We start from the raw sequence: 18,385 nt of genomic DNA, 5'->3' as shown, positions 1-18,385 counted from the left end.
CAAGGAGGATTCCAATCTATTCTTCCAGTTAATCGATATGCGCTATGAGAAAAAGAGCACAATACTGACCACAAATATAAATTTTAGCGAATGGGACAGTGTGTTTTATGATGCAGTAGTAGCAAATGCAATATTAGACCGTGTACTTCACCATGCAAATGTGGTAAGCATTTCAGGTAAGTCATATCGGTTAAAAGACCATATGAAAGCAACAGATTAGAAAGTGTAAATGTACATTCTTATTTTAGATTTTTTGTACATTTTTGTATTGACATTTATACAATCGGTCACCCAAAAGCACTGGATGCTTGCTACGGAGCTCACTGGTGATTACTCCGACCAGACTTTCACTGGCAAGCTGTTGACAGCTTGCAGAACACACGACTTTCACCCATTAGAAACGTGCGCCGCAAGGCGCACACGAAAAAAGACTTCCGAAAAAAATCCTCGGAAGTCTTGAATAAACCAGATTTATAATAAATTACTCAATAATAGCAGCAACCTTACCTGAACCTACTGTACGTCCACCTTCACGAATAGCGAAACCTAAACCTTGTTCCATAGCGATTGGGTGAATTAATTCAATAGTCATTTCTACGTTATCACCAGGCATACACATTTCTGTACCTTCTGGTAAGTTGATAACACCTGTTACGTCAGTTGTTCTGAAGTAGAACTGTGGTCTGTAATTGTTGAAGAAAGGAGTATGACGTCCACCTTCGTCTTTGTTTAATACGTAAACCTGAGCTTTGAATTTCTTATGGCATGTAACAGTACCTGGCTTACAAAGAACTTGTCCTCTTTCGATTTCTGTTCTCTGAACACCACGAAGTAAAGCACCGATATTATCACCAGCTTGAGCTTCATCAAGAAGTTTACGGAACATTTCAACACCAGTTACAACTACTTTACGGATATCTTCATGAATACCAACGATTTCAACTTCATCAGATACATGAAGAACACCACGTTCAACACGTCCTGTAGCAACTGTACCACGACCTGTAATAGAGAATACGTCTTCGACTGGCATTAAGAAGTCTTTATCTGTTTCACGCTGTGGATCTGGAATATATTCATCTACTGTAGACATTAATTCCATGATCTTGTCGCCCCATTCTCCGTTTGGATCTTCAAGAGCTTTAAGAGCAGAACCTTTGATGATTGGGCAGTCAGTGAATTCATATTCTTCTAACTGTTCTGTGATTTCCATCTCTACTAATTCAAGTAATTCTTCATCATCAACCATATCACATTTGTTCATGAATACTACGATGTAAGGAACACCTACCTGACGAGAAAGTAAGATGTGCTCTTTTGTCTGAGCCATAACACCATCAGTTGCAGCAACAACAAGGATAGCACCATCCATCTGAGCAGCACCTGTGATCATGTTTTTAACATAATCGGCATGTCCTGGGCAGTCAACGTGAGCATAGTGTCTCTTTTCTGTCTGATATTCAACGTGAGCTGTAGAAATTGTAATACCACGTTCTCTTTCTTCTGGAGCTTTATCAATGTTTTCAAAATCTACTTTCGCATTACCTGCTACTCTTTCAGCTAATACTTTTGTGATAGCTGCTGTTAAAGTTGTTTTACCATGGTCAACGTGACCGATTGTACCGATGTTACAATGTGGTTTGCTTCTGTCAAATTTTTCCTTTGCCATTAGAAACGTCCTCCTTAAATTAACAAATTAATATCATTTTCTTTTATATTCCATAAAAGAATGAATAGGCTTTTTTTGGTTGGCAATACCCACTATATTGAAGTATTGCCATTTAGTTTTAATTATATTTCATTATAGAAATTATTTCAAGAAAAAATTATTATTTAGCGTTATTTTTAGCGGATAAAATCTTTTCCTGTACAGACTTAGGAACTTGCTCATATTTCTCAAAGAACATAGAGTAGTTACCACGTCCCTGTGTTTTGGAACGAAGGTCTGTAGAATATCCAAACATTTCAGCTAGAGGCACATAACCGCGAACGATTTTACCACCGCCTAAGTCATCCATACCTTCAATACGTCCACGACGAGAGTTAATGTCACCAATAACATCTCCCATGTACTCTTCTGGCATCGTAACTTCTACTTTCATAATTGGCTCTAATAATACTGCGCCACCCTTTTGCATAGCTTCCTTCATAGCCATAGAACCAGCAATGTGGAATGCCATTTCACTGGAATCGACTTCATGGTAAGAACCATCATATACATTGGCTTTTACACCAAGTACAGGGAATCCACCAAGAATACCTGCCTGAGTAGCTTCTTCGATACCTTCACCTACAGCTGGAATGTATTCTTTCGGAATAGCACCACCAACTACAGTAGATTCAAACTTAAATGTTTCTTCCCCGTTTGGATCCATTGGCTCGAATTTAACTTTACAATGTCCGTACTGACCACGTCCACCAGACTGTTTTGCATATTTGCTGTCAACTTCAACTGGTTTTGTAATTGCTTCTTTGTAAGCAACCTGTGGAGCACCAACATTAGCTTCTACTTTGAACTCACGAAGAAGACGGTCAACAATAATTTCAAGGTGTAACTCACCCATACCAGCGATAATTGTCTGACCTGTTTCCTGATCAGTATGAGCTCTGAATGTAGGATCTTCTTCAGCAAGTTTTGCTAAAGCTTCACCCATTTTGCCCTGTCCAGCTTTTGTCTTAGGCTCGATAGCTAATTCAATAACTGGTTCTGGGAATTCCATGGATTCAAGAATAACCGGATGCTGTTCATCACAGATTGTATCACCTGTTGTTGTAAATTTAAAACCTACAGCAGCTGCGATATCACCTGAGTAAACTTTATCTAATTCAGCTCTCTTGTTTGCATGCATCTGAAGAATACGTCCAACACGTTCTTTTTTATTCTTAGTAGCATTTAATACATAAGAACCAGAGTTCATTGTACCAGAGTAAACTCTGAAGAATGCAAGCTTACCAACGAATGGGTCAGCCATAATCTTGAATGCTAAAGCAGAGAAAGGTTCTTCATCAGAAGAGTGTCTTTCCACTTCATTACCGTCTTCATCAACGCCTTTGATAGCTGGAATGTCGATTGGAGATGGCATATATTCAAGAATTGCATCCAGAAGCTTCTGAACGCCTTTGTTTCTGTAAGCAGAACCACAGCATACAGGAATCGCTGTACATTCACATGTACCCTTTCTTAAAGCTGCTTTTAAATCTGCTATAGAAGGTTCTTCTCCTTCAAGATACTGCATCATTAAATCATCGTCTAACTCGCAGATTTTTTCAATTAATTCATCTCTATATAATTGAGCATCATCAGCCATATCTTCTGGAATATCAGTAATGGAAATATCTTCACCTTTATCATCATTGTAGATATAAGCTTTCATTTCAAACAGGTCAATGATGCCTTTGAAATCATCTTCTGCACCAATAGGCAACTGAAGAACAATAGCGTTCTTTCCTAAACGTGTTTTGATCTGTTCAACAGCACCATAAAAGTTTGCACCTAAGATATCCATCTTGTTAATGAACGCCATTCTAGGTACGTTGTATGTGTCAGCTTGACGCCATACGTTTTCAGATTGTGGTTCAACTCCGCCTTTCGCACAGAATACACCAACAGCACCATCAAGTACACGTAATGAACGTTCTACTTCTACAGTAAAGTCAACGTGTCCTGGGGTATCAATGATGTTGATACGGTGCTCTTTAGCGCCTGGCTTAGCTTTGCAGTTTTCCTGCTCTGTCCAGTGGCAAGTTGTAGCCGCTGATGTAATTGTGATACCTCTTTCCTGTTCCTGCTCCATCCAGTCCATTGTAGCAGTACCTTCATGAGTATCACCGATTTTATAGTTAACACCAGTATAATAAAGGATACGCTCTGTTAATGTTGTTTTACCAGCATCAATATGAGCCATGATACCAATATTTCTGGTTTGCTCTAACGGATATTCTCTTCCAGCCAAGGTATTTTTCCTCCTTATCGAACTACTGCAGAAATACGATAGTAACTGTATCCAAAGGAAACCTACTACCGCACCCCTACAAACTAAATCTGTACAGTTTTACATTTTTTATTCAAACAAAAAACATTTTCTATACAATATAGTATGAAATATGCAATTTCGCAGTGATTACCAGCGATAGTGAGCAAATGCTCTGTTGGCTTCTGCCATTTTGTGCATATCTTCTTTTTTCTTAACAGATGCTCCTGTGTTGTTTGCAGCATCTAAAATTTCATTCGCTAATCTTTCTTCTTGAGTTTTTTCTCCTCTTTTACGTGAGTAAAGAGTTAACCAGCGAAGCGCTAATGCCTGTCTTCTATCAGCTCTAACTTCAATAGGCACCTGATAAGTAGCACCACCGATACGTCTAGCTTTTACTTCAAGAACTGGCATAACGTTGTTCATAGCTTCTTCGAATACTTCTAAAGCATCCTTTCCACTCTTTTCTGCTACTCTTTCGAAAGCTCCATATACGATTTTCTGAGCAGTACCTTTTTTACCATCTAACATAATGTTATTGATAAGCTTAGTAACTACCTTGTTGTTGTATAATGGGTCTGCTAATACATCTCTTTTTTGAATATGACCTTTACGTGGCACGTTTCTTCCCTCCTTAATACTTGCTTAACTACGAAGCCGAACGGCTTTCACAATTAAGCCATTCATTAAATCATAGGTACTCACAACAATCCTGTGTTCGCGCTCGTATTTAATATCTATCTCTAAACGAAGTGTGGTATTATCGAACCTGCAACCGTCAGGAAGAAAAACCAGATGCTTTTCCTTTAAAGCAAAAATTAATACGGCACTTTTCCTGAATTAGTGATATAACCTTATTCGATTAAAATTTTATTTTGCGTCTTTTGGTCTCTTAGCACCATATTTAGAACGCGCTTGTCTTCTCTTAGCTACACCTGCTGTATCAAGTGTACCTCTGACGATATGGTAACGAGTACCTGGTAAGTCTTTTACTCTTCCGCCTCTGATAAGAACAACACTATGTTCCTGTAAGTTGTGGCCCTCACCTGGGATATAACTTGTTACTTCAATACCATTGGAAAGACGAACTCTGGCAATCTTTCTAAGAGCTGAATTAGGTTTCTTAGGAGTTGCAGTTCTAACAGCAGTACATACACCTCTTTTTTGTGGTGCAGATGTATCTGTTACTTTCTTATTCAAAGAGTTGTAACCTTTTTGTAATGCTGGAGAATTGGATTTCTTCTCAACTGTCTTTCTTCCTTTTCTAACTAATTGGTTAAAAGTTGGCATTAATTTTCACCTCCTGCGGTATTCTTCATAAAATTTTTCATTTTCATCAAACAAACATGTCCGGTTGTTTACATGTTATTTTATCTTACTGCATGGAAAGATCGCATGCTTGATAATTATATCGCTAAAATTTAATGTTGTCAACACATGACTTTTAGCATTTTCAGTAAGTTTGAAAAAATGAATGGTTTACAGGCTGTCAGCTCATGTTTCATAAGCGTAATTTGTAAGCTGGAGTCATTATACCTGCCCCCTAGGAAAATAGCAAATTATTATTTCACATTGATTCCTGTAATAAATCACGAAGTTTTCCATAACATTGAATCTCTAGTTCCTTCATCCTTTCCAGATTTCGAATCACTCTCTCCTTTAAGTTCTTCACCGGTCTCCCCTTATTTTTTAAAACAAGAATTAAAACCGTCTCCGAAATTCCACGAATTTCTTCCAGCAAAGCTCTAATCTCTTCTGTTTCCCCTTCACAAAGGATTTTTTTATCAATCAGGAATTGTACTCTGTCAATCATAATTTTTTTGTGCTCTCGAAGTGTGAATGCAATTCTGAAATCTCCAGTAAATCGTTCACAGTCATCCTTTTTTATAAATTCATCATAGATGTCCACACCATAAGCACATTCAATCGGTTTCAATGTATTTCCACAATCATGAGAATTATTTCTTCCTGTCAAGAAATCATTTAATCCTTTCACAATCTGTTTTACATCCAACGGATATGTTGCTTCATCTGGCATATATTCCAAAGTGTAGATTGCAGTTTGAAAAGGATATGCTTCTAATGCCTTAAAGAATTTTTCTTTTTCTGCTACATTGATTATAGGATATCCGTTAGTATCGATTCCTAAAAGCAGCACCTTTTTATTTTCATCATCATATCCATAAATCAGATTTTGATGATATCTGCTCTGCTGATTGCCATTTGCCCAATACCCTGGCAAGTATTTTTCCTCTAGTATCACTTCTATATATCTATTATTATTAATAGAATCTTTTATAAAACTCCAAAAAGAATCTATATTTTCTAACAATAAATAATAATTAACCTTCTGAAATACAACACATGGATTGGCAGTATAATAATTCGCATCACGCATCGGAATCGTACTATAATCAAGCGGAGTTCCAAATGATAAGGAACCTCTTAGCTGAATATAATTTGAATACAGCCAGTTATAATAGTCTTTACTCTCTGGAACAATACGGACTCCAATATAGAGTTCTTTTTGATTCGATGGTTCAACTTCACTTTCATTGAGCAATGTCCACTCCTCTTCATTTAACGAACCATAAAAAGAAACCTTTCCTTTCTGATAAGTTATCTTTAGTCTGCAAGGAGTTTGATAATTTGGTTTCCACATAATTCCGTTCGTATATTCATTGGCAATTTCAGTGAAAAACCCCTTTCCAGTATGAACCCCACCACAATCTATATTTTTCTTGCTTTTCTCATCCGAAGACTTCAAATATTCTTCCATTGTATCTGTTCCGCTTTTTAAAAACAACCCCATTCGGCCCCATTGATTGGCAAACTCAAAGAAGTCTATGTTCATCATAATTTCGTCTTCTTCCATGCACCTGCGATATAAGTAATATCTAGGATCGCAGGCATATGAATTCGTAAAAATCTCATACTTCATATTAGCTGCTTCTGCATATGCATCTACTCCGTAACTTTTAAGTTCTGCCGCATTGTTATCCACTAAAGAAAAGGAGGCTACCTTATCCCCTGCAAACATTTCATTTCCTGCTATGGCATGTAAAAATGCATGCCAGGTATATGACCGAATATACGGCATTTTCTGAATCGGTAAAACCTTTTTAGACTGTTTCATTGTCACCATACCTTTCTGCTTGTATTTTGAACATCTTCGCATAATTTCCATCAAGTTTCATTAATTGGGCATGTGTTCCACTTTCCTTAATACATCCTTCTTCCATATATAGAATACGATCCATATCTTTTACGCCTGATAATCTATGCGATACGAGAATAAGAGTTTTGTCTTTTGCCAATTCATAGATCAAATCGAATATTTTTGCTTCTGAAATAGGATCCAGCGAGCTTGAAGGCTCATCCATAATCATAACACCAGAATTTTGATAAATCATTCGAGCAATCGCAAGTCTCTGTAACTGTCCTCCTGAAAAATTCAATCCTTCCTCATCAAATTCCTTCGTTACCTGTGTATCAATTCCTTTTGGCAAACTGTCAATTTTCTCAAACATCCCAACTCTTCGTATTGCATCCCATACAGCTTCATCATCGGCATGTTCTTTCTGTCCCCTATGACCAACAAGTGTAATATTCTCCTTTATAGAAAGTGCATAGTGCTGGAAGTCTTGTTGTACAACGGAAAATACCTCTGCAATAGAACTTTTCGTGATTTGATTATATGGGGTTTTGTCCAAACACAGTTCTCCTGTATCTGGTTCATATAGCCTCATAATCAGCTTGATTAATGTAGACTTTCCGGCTCCATTTTCTCCAACTATAGCAATCTTTTCACCAGCTCGAATATGAAGCGATACGGAATTAATCGCATTACACTCTACATTTGGATAATGAAAGGAAACATTTTTTAATTCAATCTCTTTCTTACCAAATGGAGAGATCTCTTCTGCATCCTTTTCACTTTGTATTTGGGTCTGATAATTTAATACTTCCAAGTAATTGTTAATAAATAATGCATGTTCTGAAAACTGCGGGATAATATTCGAGAATTGAAGCAGATTATTGCTGAGACTATTTACAGCATATACTGCTGTTACAAAGTCCCCAATTCCCAATACTCCCTGATATACCTTATATACCATAAAGGCACTTGTGACACCCATACTTAAGAAATTAAATGCCCAGCTTCCTGAGATAGCAACGGCTGCAATTTTGGGTGCACATTCCTTGACTACCTGTCTGTTATCACTGGTTAGCCGATCGAATTTCTTATACATAACTTGATCCAGATGTGTCATTCGAATATCTTTTGAATATTCTGGAATATAAAAAACTCTCTTTATATAATCAAAACCACGAAACAATTTTGTTTTTTTCAAATCATAATTATAAACTGCTTTTGTATTCACTACATTGGCCCATGCAGTCACCAATGCTCCCAAAATTGAAATCAGAATTGCAACAGGATTGATGTATGCCAAAGTTATGACAACGACAATTATCTGTACCGTTACTGATACTACATAACTTAACGTCTGCAACATACCAGTGGCACGATATTCTGTTTCGTTAAATGCTCTGGAATACTTATCATAGAATTTTTCATTATCAAATCCTATAAGGTCAATATCCTTCACTTTTTCATATAATTCAATTGAAAACCCTTTTTTAATCTTTAAATCGCAAAATGGGAAAATAACAGTATTGGCAATGTTATCTACGCATTGCATCAAAAGTAGAATTCCTAAGCGGATTGCTATTAATACTAGTATATACTGATATGCTCTATGTTCACTAATACCTTCAATCATAAACTTGAAAAATAGCAAATCTGCACATGTATTGAGCGCAGCAAAAAACGCCACAACAAAAATCAATACGATACGAAGTTTCGAATAACTCCATATTTTCTTGTACATATAAAGACAGTTCTTAATCATACTAAACTCCTCTCTAGCTGACTAAAATAATACTTCTCTTATATAGAGAAATTACAGGCAAAATCTTAAGATTCTGCCTTAAGATTCTGCCTGCATCTCTTAATCAATTATAAATCTGTGTAACTTAATCACGAACATCCTGAAACGCAGTTTCCACTGTTATTTGCACAGTAAGCCCAAGTATTACAGCTTTCATTTGCATAAAAAGCAACTAATTTCTTCTTTTTATCAACTTTTTTAACTAACTTCTTCATAATATCACCTCCTTTCATTGTGGATTACTAATCCTCTTTTTCTTCTCGTTCTCTTTTAATAACAATTTCCACTGTATCCTTTACCTTATCAAGACTTACCATAATTTCAAAATTTAAGAATTCATCTGGAAATTCAATATCAAATGCTTCTTCTAGTGACAATATTGCAGTTACATAGTTTATAGACTCCATCTGTTCGATTGTTCCATCATCCTGAATAACAATCCCACATTCTTCTAAACATGCTCTTATCTTCTCCTTGATATCCATATTACACCTCCAACTTATAGTAATAATAATCAACTTTGGAAATATGTTCTAAATAATCATCTATGTAATCTCTAATTCCTGCACAGACAAATCTACCTTCTGAATCTACATTATTAAGACCACAGTAAATTCCCAGACAGCTTGGGTAGATAGAACAATTTTGGCATAATTCATGATCCGTACATGCCTTTCGCTCCGTCCAATACTTGAATTTCTCCTCATCAAGTATCATTTCACCATTTTTCTGAAGGTGCCCCACCATATTAATTTCTTTATCAAAAGAAACCGTACATTTATAGATCCTTCCATCGGATCCAATTACAAAAGAATGTTTATTAGAGGCATAACATACATCTCCGAATTTAAAAAGCTGTCTTCTATTGGTACCAAACTTAAGCACCTTGTCTTTGTGCCTTCCTAAAATTGTATGTAAGGTGTCCTGTCCACAATAGGTTTGACAGGTTTGTTCCTCTGGATTCCATGCTATCTTCCATAACAATTCGAATCGATCATCCTCTCCAAATTCTCTTTGTATAAAAGAAACATAGTCATCGAAATTTTCAAGTACATCTTCTGTAATATTGCATCGAATCATGATATTTACAATTGATGACTTTGCATTATCACGAATATTTCTTAAATTCTCAATAATAGTATCAAATGTTGGTTTGCCATTCGCTAACGCTCTTTGTTTGTTATGACTCTCTGCTAAACCATCTATTGTTATCTGATAACGCATAATACCATTCTTTTTATGCATTATTTTAAATGTTTCAGGATCTAGTAAATATCCATTTGTTGTCATTGAACTATAATATGGTTTTTTATTGGCTTTACAAATATCCTTTAACCGTTTAGACAGATTATTGATAATTTCTTTCTGACATAATGGTTCGCCTCCAAACCATTCTACTCGAAGTGCCTGATAATCCTTTATATGCTGTTCCACATAATTAACAATTCCATCTTGGATATCCTGAGACATAATTTTCGGTTCATGTTCTTCATAGCAATAGGTGCATCTAAAATTGCAGTTTTCTGTTGGCAAGATGACTAAATGTAAGAACTGATTATTATGAATAAACTCCTGATACAGCTCTTCATAACCATCTATGGCGGTTTTACTTTCATCATAAATAATGTTTCTTTCTTCTAGTAAATCTAAAATATGCTGTTCGCCACTAAGCGTCTCGTATGCATTTTCAAAAATCTCTGACTGCTCTGGACTGACTTTAAATATCGTACTATTGTAAGTATTGAGCATAACATACTCGCCCAAAGAATTACGCATTGTATAAATGTATGGGTTTCTTTTCATCCTTTTATACCTCCTCTGATAAAGTTTCCACTACTAATTCACACAATGAATCCATATCCTTTGCATTTGCAATTTCAAATGCTGGCAGCATACATTGTTCGTGAATGTACTTTTTAAACTCATTCATTTCCTCATGAGTCAATGTTCTCTTTTTTAATTGTATCCCATTCATACTTTCTTCCACTTTAATAGGATATACAGTGATTGCATATACTTTTCCAATATCAATTGCATTTAAATACTGAATCGTACGTTTTATGTAATTTATGTCATCATGTGGATTTACACATAGAACAAAGAAGTCAGGTAGTACTCCAAATAAGAAATTTTGTTGTTGTAATGATAAATCTTGAATTCTAGAATTGTCGTAATGTAAAGTAGCTGATTGACAGCCAGTAATAGCAATATCATTTCCCTGTTTTTCGATATCCCATATCATCTCATTTAACAATGCAATTATTTCTGCCTGTCCTATATTAATTTTTGCATGATAACCAAAATGATACACATGTTGTGCTCCGAACAAGTACCCTGAAGGTTCTGTTGCAAGCTGTCCAACCTGATAGCCCATCTTACTTAACCTTCGTTTTAGTTCCAACTGAACAGTAAATTTCCCTTGACTTTGACTTGTTCCAAATACACCAAGTACTGGCATTGAAATTTTACGAAGCTTATTCATGTTTCGATATGGCACTGCTATGTTGGAAGCATCTGGGTAAAATATATTCTCATCTGCTGACTGAATTTCTTCAAAAGTATAAATTGACTTTCCATGCTCCTTAGCTAAACAAACAACCTCTCCTTGATAATCTCTTCTTGTTAGTTTGGAAAGTGCCGTTGTACAAGAAAGAATTATCGTATCAAAGTCATCATCCCAATTAATCGTATCAAATGATTGAATTGTCATTCCGAATAGTTCTTTTCCTACCAAGCCATCCAACTTTTCATCATAAACGCCTACAAGTTCAAATGTTAATAAATCTCGAAATCGAAGTAACGAATGCGCCTCTTTATTTACTGGAAATATAATTGCCTTTTTTATCTCAATTTTTTCTTTTCCTTTTTCTTCTTTCATAATCATCGAATAATCTTGTGTTTTCACAAGATCCATGAGCTTCTCTTTATCAATACTGCCTTGTTCAAATTCAGCAAGTTTCTTTGATAAAATACCTGTTACCTTCGCACATGCAAAACTAGTTCCTTTTAGTATTGTCTTTTCCCCATTTAACCAGACAGTTCGATAAAATTGATTTGGTACAATCAAATCCGCACAAGCTCTATGAAGCCGTATGAGTTCCTTCTTTCCTTGAAATTCATCGGAGATATCGACTCCAATTACAGAATTGAACGCTGCTGGATAAGATACTGCACCGTCATTGTCAAAAGCCGACACTACGATGATTCCTTTTCGATCCAACTCATCACAAATCTGCTTCAGCTTTTCATAATCATCTACATATGTAACACCGGCACTTATATTTACAAGTTCCACATCCAAATTATCTAAAACAAATCTTAATGCCACGCATAAATCATCACAATCAATACCTGCTTGTTGACTAGATATCTTTAATGTCACAATCTCAACTTCTGGATTCGTCTTATAAATAATATCAGCAATTGCGCTGCCATGCCCAACATCATCTTCACAATTCATTGATTTCATCTCAACCTTGTCATTCTCATAATGTAGTCCATATTGTTCAGATACGGCCTTCATCAACTCTAAATTAGATGAAATTCCAGAATCGACTATTGCTACTTTTACTTTTCTCAAAAAAGTCCCCCTTGTCATCCTTAGTTAAACCCCGTCAAAATAGCTCACCTTTTACTATTATTTTACCTTTAATTTCACATTTTGTCAAACCAGTTTCACCTCCATACTTGCAACTTTTTTCTTGTAAAACTCTAGGTAGATAATTTCCAAAAAAAAGCAGAGATGTTAAACCTTCTCTACTCTTTAAATTATTACTAAAATACCTCCCATTATTTATCGTACAACATTTCTTTCTTCCTTGTTTAAAAATGCTTCTATATTCCAGTATACTTCCTGAACCAATCGAGTACGTGCTTCTGCGCTCGCCCAAGCAATATGAGGAGTCAATATCATTTTCTCTTTCTCCTTCACTTCTAATAAGGGACTGGAAAGTGGCAACGGTTCTACTGTAAATACATCCAAACCGGCTCCCGCAATTTCTCCTGCATTTAATGCATCTGCAAGTGCCTGTTCATTAATAATTGGACCTCTTCCAAGATTTAAAATAATCGCACTCTTCTTCATTTTCTTAAATGCTTTTGTACTAAATAAATCCTGTGTTGCCTCGTTGAGTGGAGCATGAATAGAAATGATATCACTGGTTGTCAAAAGTTCATCAAAAGTCACCTGTCTATAATCTGCGTTGCTGTTTTTACCCGATGTAGAATAATATTGTACTTTACAATCAAACACTTGGGCAACCTGAGCCACTTTCTTACCTATATCTCCTAAGCCTACAATCCCCCATGTTAATCCACTCAAATCATGAAATACCGGTCCATGATGAACAAACATTTCTGACTCGGAATACGCTTTACTCTTTACACAGTTATCATAATATGCTATCTGTTCTGCAAGTGCAAAATATAATGCAAATGTATGCTGTGCTACAGTTGGAGTAGAATATCCTTTCACATTTGTTACGGTAATTCCTTTCTGATTGGTGTATGCAAAGTCTACAATATTAGTACCCGTTGCTGTAATGCAGATTAATTTAAGATTCTTTGCTCCTGCTAAAGTGCTTTCATTCATTGGAATTTTGTTTAAAACTATAATGTCAGCATCTGCAACTCGCTCTGAAAGTTTGTCTAACGGAGTGTAGTCATATAATTCTACATCTCCTATCTGAGAAAACATCTCATAATTGATTCCCTCTCCTAAACATGCGGTTTCTAAAAAAACTATTTTCATTTGTGCCACCTCTTTCTTGTAGGTATTATACCATATTTTATAACAAGACGTTAGAAAAAGTCCCTTTCAAGCTATTTTATCAATTCAAAAGGGGCTTTCAGAAAAACTATTTTAACCTTTTACTTTAATGCATTCATTGTAAATATAAAAGGTGAGTTCCAGTAAATTGTTATCTCATTGGTTGAGAAACTTCCGTGGTTATCCACGTAGCACTTAGCTGCTGGCGTATCTTTCAACATTGCCGCAGCATATGGGTCTTCCAACTTACTGTCTGGTCCACCAGTAAACTCACCTGCTATGGAAGGATCTAATTTGATACCACAACGTTGTTTATGAAGCATTTTTACCGTATCTGCAAATACGTTATCATATACATCTTCTCCAATCTTAAATTCATAAAATTCTCCATAAGCTTCTGTTTTGATTTTATATGTACCTGCTTCTGCAACTTCTGTAAAATCACCATAATAATTGGTTTCTCCAGCAGTTGAGTTCATTTTTTCATTCTCTATTTTACCTGTGTATACCGTTTCATTGTTTTCCACATTGATTATTTCAAATGAATCGCCTTTTGTATCTCCACGGAAAATTGCTGTTTTCTTAGTTCCTGGAAGGTAACCAATCTGATTCACATTAACATCCTTAGATGGAACCTCAACAACTTCAGCTTTTACTGCATTTGAATCATCTATCATTTCTAATGAAACATTATCAATATAAATTTCATGTTCATCCAATCCTTCTGTGTCATCAAATAAACCACAGTTACATACCAGTCTTAGAACTGGATCTGATGCCTCTTCATACTTAAACTCTAAGATCTTCGTCTGCACTTCTTTTGTTAATTCATTTGGTTCCTCCTCATAATATGTACTTACTCACAAACTTATTATATCTCTTTCCAAAATTGAAACAATAGTATGGCAATAAAAAGACACGCTCTAATCCAGCAATTTAGAGCGTGTCTTTTCCACATTTTATAAATCATCTAAATCATCAGGGAAGTCTAAGAAAGCATCTTCTACTTTTTCATCCACTAAAAATTCATCCATAGCGTCTGTTCCTAAATCTTCACTATCAAATTCCTCTGATAATTCAATTTCCTGATTAATATCCGTATCAAGTTTTACAGAACGGTATCTCTTCATGCCTGTACCAGCAGGAATTAACTTACCGATGATAACATTTTCTTTCAGACCGATTAATGGGTCAACCTTACCTTTAATAGCGGCTTCTGTTAATACCTTCGTTGTTTCCTGGAAGGAAGCAGCTGATAAGAAAGAATTCGTAGCCAAAGAAGCCTTTGTAATACCAAGCATTACCTGCTTTCCTTCTGGTGGTTCTAATCCGTCATTCTTTAATCTTTCTACTTCATCTTCAAACTCAAGAGCATCTACTAATGTTCCTGGTAGAAATTCAGAATCTCCATTATTTTCAATACGGATTTTCTTAAGCATCTGACGTACAATTACTTCGATATGCTTATCATTAATTTCTACACCCTGCAGACGGTATACACGCTGAACTTCCTGAATCATGTAATCCTGAACAGCACGGACACCTTTAATCTTTAAGATATCGTGTGGATTTACAGACCCTTCTGTCAACTCATCACCAGCTTCAATTACCTGGCCTTCTAATACCTTAATACGGGAACCGTAAGGAATCAGGTAAGCCTTAGCTTCCGCTGTTTCCTGATTTGTAATGATAACTTCACGTTTCTTCTTTGTATCACTGATAGAAACAATTCCACCGAACTCTGCGATAATAGCAAGACCCTTAGGCTTTCTTGCCTCGAAAAGCTCCTCGACACGAGGAAGACCCTGTGTGATATCGTCACCAGCTACACCACCTGTATGGAAAGTACGCATGGTAAGCTGTGTACCTGGCTCACCGATAGACTGAGCTGCAATGATACCAACTGCTTCACCAACCTGTACGGCTTCACCAGTTGCCATGTTAGCACCGTAACATTTCGCACAAACACCAATATGTGATTTACATGTTAAAATAGTACGAATCTTTAATTTTGCCTGATCTCCTGCTTCTGCAACCGCTTTTGTTTTTACGATTTTAGCTGCACGCTTTGGCGTGATCATATGGTTTGCTTTTACAATTACTTCACCATCATCACTTGTAATTGTTTCACAGGAATATCTTCCTGTAATTCTTTCTTCTAGACTTTCGATTACTTCTTTTCCGTCTGTGAAAGCTTTAATCCACATCCCCGGAACAACACCTTTGTTTGCACAGCAGTCTGTTTCCCTAATAATCAAATCCTGAGATACATCTACAAGACGACGAGTCAGGTAACCTGAATCGGCTGTACGCAAGGCTGTATCAGAAAGACCTTTACGAGCTCCGTGAGCAGAGATGAAGTACTCCAGTACGTCAAGACCTTCACGGAAGTTGGATTTAATAGGCAGTTCGATTGTACGACCTGATGTATCAGCCATCAGCCCACGCATACCTGCTAACTGCTTAATCTGCTTATCAGAACCACGGGCTCCAGAGTCAGCCATCATAAAAATGTTGTTATATTTATCAAGACCTGTTAAAAGTGCTTCTGTGATTTCATCATCGGCTTCTTTCCATGTCTCAATAACTGCTTTGTAACGTTCTTCCTCTGTTGTAAGACCACGACGGAAGTCCTTTGCAATTCTTTCAACTGTTTTCTCTGCTTCTGCGATAATTTCTTTTTTCTTAGGTGGTACTGTCATATCAGAAATAGAAACGGTCATCGCTGCACGAGTAGAATATTTATAACCTAAAGACTTAATGTTGTCTAATGTTTCAGCAGTTTTTGTTGCTCCATGAGTATTAATACATTTCTCAAGGATTTGTTTTAACTGTTTCTTACCTACATGGAAGTCAACTTCTGGTACCATGAAATTATCTGGATTGGAACGGTCTACAAAACCTAAATCCTGTGGAATAATTTCATTGAAGATAAATCTTCCTAAAGTAGATTCAATGTTTCTTGTAATTTTTTCACCATTTTCATTCACAGAGGTTTTTCGTACCTTAATTCTGGAATGTAATGTTAAAGCCTGATTTTCATAAGCTAAAATCGCTTCGTTTACATTTTTGAAAAAGTGGCCTTCTCCTAAAGCACCTGGTCTTTCCTGTGTTAAGTAATAAATACCAAGGACCATATCCTGTGAAGGGACGGCTACAGGACCACCATCGGATGGTTTTAACAAGTTGTTCGGTGATAGTAACAGGAAACGGCACTCTGCCTGAGCTTCTACTGATAATGGCAAATGCACCGCCATCTGGTCACCATCGAAATCGGCGTTAAATGCTGTACATACTAATGGGTGAAGCTTGATCGCTTTACCTTCTACTAGTGTTGGCTCGAATGCCTGAATACCTAATCTATGAAGAGTAGGAGCACGATTTAACATAACAGGATGCTCTCTGATTACTTCTTCAAGAACGTCCCATACCTCTGGCTGTAATCTCTCTACCATTTTCTTGGCAGATTTAATGTTATGGGCAGTTCCCTTAGAAACTAACTCCTTCATTACAAATGGCTTAAATAACTCAATAGCCATTTCTTTTGGAAGACCGCACTGATAAATCTTTAATTCTGGTCCTACTACAATAACGGAACGTCCTGAGTAGTCAACACGTTTACCAAGTAAGTTCTGACGGAAACGTCCCTGCTTACCTTTTAACATATCAGATAAAGATTTTAATGCACGGTTGCCTGGTCCAGTAACTGGACGACCACGGCGGCCATTATCAATTAATGCATCAACCGCTTCCTGAAGCATTCTCTTTTCATTACGAACAATAATGTCAGGCGCACCTAACTCAAGAAGTCTCTTAAGACGGTTGTTACGGTTAATAATACGTCTATATAAATCATTCATGTCAGATGTTGCGAAACGTCCACCATCTAACTGAACCATAGGACGTAAGTCTGGAGGAATAACCGGCACCACGCTAAGGATCATCCATTCTGGTTTATTCTGGGATTCACGGAATGCTTCCACAACTTCCAGACGTTTGATAATTCTTGCTCTTTTTTGACCTGTAGATTCTTTAAGCCCACGTTTTAATTCAACGGATTCCTTTTCAAGGTCAATTGCCTGTAATAACTCTTGAACAGCTTCAGCACCCATTCCTACACGGAATGAGCTGCCGAATTTTTCACGGGCTTCCTGATATTCTCTCTCGTTTAAAACCTGTTTATATTGTAAATCTGAGTTTCCTTTATCTAATACGATATAGGAAGCAAAATATAATACTTTTTCAAGTGTTCTTGGAGATAAATCCAAGATCAATCCCATACGGCTTGGAATACCTTTAAAGTACCAGATATGAGATACTGGAGCAGCTAGTTCAATATGACCCATTCTTTCACGACGTACGCTAGCTTTTGTAACTTCAACGCCACAACGGTCACAGACTACGCCTTTATAGCGGATTTTTTTATACTTACCACAATGACACTCCCAGTCTTTGTTTGGTCCAAAGATTTTTTCACAGAAAAGACCATCCTTTTCTGGTTTCAGAGTTCTATAGTTAATGGTTTCTGGCTTTTTCACTTCGCCCCGTGACCATTCTCTGATTTTCTCTGGAGAAGCAAGACCGATTTTAATTTTATCATAGGATAACTGATGTTCTTCTTGTTTACTGATAACTTCTGGCATCACCTGGCGCTCCCTTCATTTCTAATTCATTTATACAAACCAATGCAC

Annotated in this window: 14 protein-coding genes; 1 reads left to right on the top strand and 13 read right to left on the bottom strand. The window is 36.5% G+C overall.

Annotated features, from left to right (window positions below):
• On the top strand, positions 1–220 hold a 220-nt coding region (locus BMY85_RS07275), incomplete at its 5' end, for an ATP-binding protein (RefSeq protein ID WP_177180680.1).
• A gap of 261 nt (positions 221–481) precedes the next feature.
• Here the strand turns inward: BMY85_RS07275 and tuf are convergent.
• From tuf to rpoC, 13 genes are all read right to left on the bottom strand, one after another.
• Positions 482–1,669 (bottom strand): elongation factor Tu, encoded by a 1,188-nt coding sequence (gene tuf, locus BMY85_RS07270; RefSeq protein ID WP_092477608.1) that lies wholly within the window; start codon positions 1,667–1,669, stop codon positions 482–484.
• A 160-nt stretch (positions 1,670–1,829) separates the two neighbouring features.
• Positions 1,830–3,953 (bottom strand): elongation factor G, encoded by a 2,124-nt coding sequence (gene fusA / locus BMY85_RS07265; RefSeq protein WP_092477607.1) that lies wholly within the window; start codon positions 3,951–3,953, stop codon positions 1,830–1,832.
• Positions 3,954–4,121: 168 nt separating this feature from the next.
• Entirely contained in the window at positions 4,122–4,592 is a 471-nt protein-coding gene (gene rpsG, locus BMY85_RS07260) for a 30S ribosomal protein S7 (RefSeq protein WP_177180679.1), read from the bottom strand.
• 249 nt (positions 4,593–4,841) lie between these two features.
• On the bottom strand, positions 4,842–5,261 hold the full coding sequence (rpsL, locus tag BMY85_RS07255; protein WP_092477605.1) for a 30S ribosomal protein S12: 420 nt from the start codon (positions 5,259–5,261) through the stop codon (positions 4,842–4,844).
• A gap of 277 nt (positions 5,262–5,538) precedes the next feature.
• Entirely contained in the window at positions 5,539–7,116 is a 1,578-nt protein-coding gene (locus BMY85_RS07250; RefSeq protein ID WP_092477604.1) for a hypothetical protein, read from the bottom strand.
• The gene (locus BMY85_RS07245) at positions 7,094–8,887 is read right to left on the bottom strand and encodes an ABC transporter ATP-binding protein (protein WP_092477603.1); all 1,794 of its coding nucleotides are present in this window, start codon (positions 8,885–8,887) and stop codon (positions 7,094–7,096) included. Before BMY85_RS07245 ends, BMY85_RS07250 begins: the two co-directional genes overlap by 23 nt.
• A gap of 128 nt (positions 8,888–9,015) precedes the next feature.
• A complete protein-coding gene (locus tag BMY85_RS16040) occupies positions 9,016–9,141 on the bottom strand; it encodes a hypothetical protein (protein ID WP_278280383.1) in 126 nt (41 codons plus the stop codon).
• Between the two features lie 27 nt (positions 9,142–9,168).
• Complete coding sequence (locus tag BMY85_RS07240; protein WP_092477602.1) at positions 9,169–9,411, bottom strand: acyl carrier protein; 243 nt, start codon at positions 9,409–9,411, stop codon at positions 9,169–9,171.
• A gap of 1 nt (position 9,412) precedes the next feature.
• Entirely contained in the window at positions 9,413–10,729 is a 1,317-nt protein-coding gene (locus BMY85_RS07235) for a radical SAM/SPASM domain-containing protein (RefSeq protein ID WP_092477601.1), read from the bottom strand.
• A 4-nt stretch (positions 10,730–10,733) separates the two neighbouring features.
• Positions 10,734–12,506 (bottom strand): S8 family serine peptidase, encoded by a 1,773-nt coding sequence (locus BMY85_RS07230; RefSeq protein WP_177180678.1) that lies wholly within the window; start codon positions 12,504–12,506, stop codon positions 10,734–10,736.
• A 213-nt stretch (positions 12,507–12,719) separates the two neighbouring features.
• A complete protein-coding gene (locus BMY85_RS07225) occupies positions 12,720–13,676 on the bottom strand; it encodes a D-2-hydroxyacid dehydrogenase (RefSeq protein WP_092477599.1) in 957 nt (318 codons plus the stop codon).
• Between the two features lie 119 nt (positions 13,677–13,795).
• Positions 13,796–14,509 carry a cellulase N-terminal Ig-like domain-containing protein gene (locus BMY85_RS15870; RefSeq protein ID WP_092477598.1) on the bottom strand — a complete coding sequence of 238 codons (714 nt, stop codon included), beginning with the start codon at positions 14,507–14,509 and terminating at the stop codon, positions 13,796–13,798.
• A gap of 144 nt (positions 14,510–14,653) precedes the next feature.
• Positions 14,654–18,337 carry a DNA-directed RNA polymerase subunit beta' gene (rpoC, locus tag BMY85_RS07215; RefSeq protein WP_092477597.1) on the bottom strand — a complete coding sequence of 1,228 codons (3,684 nt, stop codon included), beginning with the start codon at positions 18,335–18,337 and terminating at the stop codon, positions 14,654–14,656.
• Positions 18,338–18,385: the final 48 nt, after the last annotated feature.

It is taken from the genome of [Clostridium] polysaccharolyticum, assembly GCF_900111595.1.
Lineage (GTDB): Bacteria > Bacillota > Clostridia > Lachnospirales > Lachnospiraceae > Clostridium_AI > Clostridium_AI polysaccharolyticum.
The sequence above is the reverse complement of the archived record's forward strand: the minus strand, read 5'-3'. Positions and strand labels throughout refer to the sequence as shown.

Bases quoted from the DNA above. Each gene is read 5' to 3' on its own strand.
- tuf (WP_092477608.1), bottom strand. From the start codon at position 1,669: ATGGCAAAGGAAAAATTTGACAGAAGCAAACCACATTGTAACATCGGT.
- rpsL (WP_092477605.1), bottom strand. From the start codon at position 5,261: ATGCCAACTTTTAACCAATTAGTTAGAAAAGGAAGAAAGACAGTTGAG.
- BMY85_RS07235 (WP_092477601.1), bottom strand. From the start codon at position 10,729: ATGAAAAGAAACCCATACATTTATACAATGCGTAATTCTTTGGGCGAG.
- BMY85_RS07250 (WP_092477604.1), bottom strand. From the start codon at position 7,116: ATGGTGACAATGAAACAGTCTAAAAAGGTTTTACCGATTCAGAAAATG.
- BMY85_RS07245 (WP_092477603.1), bottom strand. From the start codon at position 8,887: ATGATTAAGAACTGTCTTTATATGTACAAGAAAATATGGAGTTATTCG.
- rpoC (WP_092477597.1), bottom strand. From the start codon at position 18,337: ATGCCAGAAGTTATCAGTAAACAAGAAGAACATCAGTTATCCTATGAT.
- BMY85_RS16040 (WP_278280383.1), bottom strand. From the start codon at position 9,141: ATGAAGAAGTTAGTTAAAAAAGTTGATAAAAAGAAGAAATTAGTTGCT.
- BMY85_RS07240 (WP_092477602.1), bottom strand. From the start codon at position 9,411: ATGGATATCAAGGAGAAGATAAGAGCATGTTTAGAAGAATGTGGGATT.
- BMY85_RS07225 (WP_092477599.1), bottom strand. From the start codon at position 13,676: ATGAAAATAGTTTTTTTAGAAACCGCATGTTTAGGAGAGGGAATCAAT.